Annotated in this window: 2 protein-coding genes; both read left to right on the top strand. The window is 74.4% G+C overall.

All coding sequences use genetic code 11. From position 1 onward, the window contains the following. The first annotated feature begins 1 nt into the window (after position 1). Complete coding sequence (locus ACFE8Y_RS13645; protein ID WP_375464929.1) at positions 2-463, top strand: tellurite resistance TerB family protein; 462 nt, start codon at positions 2-4, stop codon at positions 461-463. A 207-nt stretch (positions 464-670) separates the two neighbouring features. Further along, positions 671-2,002 carry a Zn-dependent hydrolase gene (locus ACFE8Y_RS13640; RefSeq protein WP_375464928.1) on the top strand — a complete coding sequence of 444 codons (1,332 nt, stop codon included), beginning with the start codon at positions 671-673 and terminating at the stop codon, positions 2,000-2,002. Positions 2,003-2,012 lie beyond the last annotated feature (10 nt).

The raw sequence follows: 2,012 nt of genomic DNA, 5'->3' as shown, positions 1-2,012 counted from the left end.
CATGAGCCTCCTCAGAGACATCCTCGGGCGCGTGACCCGGACGGCGACGGCCTATGCCGGCGACCGGGCGCTGATGCTGGCCGCCGTCTCGGGCGCCGCCAACGTGATCGTGGCGGACGGGGAGGTGGCCGGCGCCGAGTTCGAGGCGGCGCTCGCCGGCCTCAGGGCCGACCCGATCCTGGAGAAGGGCTACGACACCCTGATGCTGGAGAGCGCGCTCTACGACGGCATCGCCCGCGCCCGCACCCGGGCGGGCCGCGCCGAGAACCTGCGCCACGCCGCGGCCCTGGCCGGCCGACCCCGGGAGCAGCGTGAGACCGTCTTCCTGATCGCGGCGGACGTGGCCGACCAGGACGGCATCAGCGGCATCGAGGCGGTGGCGCTCGACGAGATCGCGGCGGCGCTCGGCGTCGACGGAGGCGCGCTGCTCGCCGCCTCGCCGGTGCGCCGGCCGGCGCCCTGACGGGGACGGCCCTTCCCCGGGGTCCACGTCCCGCAGGGAGCCCGGATCGCACGCGGGTCCCCGCTCCCGGATGGAAAAAAACGGGTCCGCCGTGCCGATCGGGACTCCTTCGACGGCGCCGTCTATGATCTGTGAGGGACACGATCCTTGCCGGCCCGGCCGGCACAGTCCAACCGCGGCGCACAGGCGCGAGACACGGAGGCCGCGATGGCCGGTACGGCCGAGACCCACTCCACAGCCGAGACCCACGGCACGGCCAAGACCTACGGCACGGCCAAGACCCACGGCACGGCCAAGACCCACAACCTGCGCATCGACGGCGCGCGGCTGTGGTCGACGATCCTGGAGACCGCGGAATTCGGGGCGACGCCGGCCGGCGGCCTGAACCGCCTCACCCTGTCACCCGAGGACGGCCAGGTGCGCGACTGGTTCCGCAACGCCTGCGAGGCGGCGGGGCTCGCGGTGCGCGTCGACGCGCTCGGCACGCAGTACGCCCTGCGGCCGGGGCGCGACGGGACGCGGGCGCCGGTGGCCTTCGGCTCGCACCTCGACACCCAGCCGACCGGGGGCCGCTTCGACGGCATCCTCGGCGTGCTCGCGGGGCTGGAGGCGATGCGCAGCCTGAACGAGGCCGGCGTCGAGACCGAGGCGCCGCTGCTCCTGGTCAACTGGACCAACGAGGAGGGCTCGCGCTTCGCCCCCGCGATGATGGCGTCCGCCGCCTACGCCGGCGATTTCACCACCGACGAGATCCTGGCCAAGACCGACGCGGCGGGCATCAGCGTCGGCGCGGCGCTGGACGCCATCGGCTACCGCGGCGCGGAGCCGGTTGGCGCGCAAGCCATCGGCGCCTTCGTCGAGCTCCACATCGAGCAGGGCCCGATCCTGGAGGCGGAGGGGAAGACCATCGGCGTGGTCGAGGGCGGGCAGGGCATCGCGTGGTTCGACGGCACGATCACCGGCTTCGAGAGCCATGCCGGCTCGACGCCGATGCCGCGCCGCCGCGACGCGCTGCTCGGCCTCTCGGAGATCGCGCTCGCCGTGGAACGGATCGCGCTCGCGCACGCGCCCACCGCGGTGGCGACGGTGGGCGAGGCGGTGATCGGCGCGCCGTCCCGCAACGTCGTGCCGGGGCTCGTGCGCTTCACCCTCGACGTGCGCGACCCGACATCCGAAGTCCTCGACGCGATCGAGGCGGAGGTGCGCGCCGCGCTCCCCGAGATCGCCGGGCGGCGGCGGCTCGCCATCGACCTCACCCGGATCTGGCGCAAGGCGCCGGTGCCGTTCGATCCGACCGTGATCGCCGCCGTGGACGCCGCCGCGGAGGGCTTGGGCCTCGCCCGCCGCCGCATGGTCTCGGGGGCGGGCCACGACGCCTGCAACCTCGCCGGACGGGTGCCGACGGCGATGATCTTCGTGCCGTGCAAGGACGGCGTCAGCCACAACGAATCGGAATCGGCGACCCAGCCCGACTGCGCGGCCGGCGCCGACGTACTGCTCCAGACGGTGCTGACGCTCGCCAACGCGCCGCGGGCCTGATGCCGGAGGT

The organism is uncultured Methylobacterium sp. (genome assembly GCF_964242245.1).
In the GTDB taxonomy this organism is placed as follows: domain Bacteria; phylum Pseudomonadota; class Alphaproteobacteria; order Rhizobiales; family Beijerinckiaceae; genus Methylobacterium.
Note: the sequence above shows the minus strand (reverse complement) of the source record. Positions and strands in the feature narration are given on the sequence as shown.

What these genes read in the sequence shown, in the direction of transcription:
- ACFE8Y_RS13640 (WP_375464928.1), top strand. Translation starts at nt 671, where the DNA reads ATGGCCGGTACGGCCGAGACCCACTCCACAGCCGAGACCCACGGCACG.
- ACFE8Y_RS13645 (WP_375464929.1), top strand. Translation starts at nt 2, where the DNA reads ATGAGCCTCCTCAGAGACATCCTCGGGCGCGTGACCCGGACGGCGACG.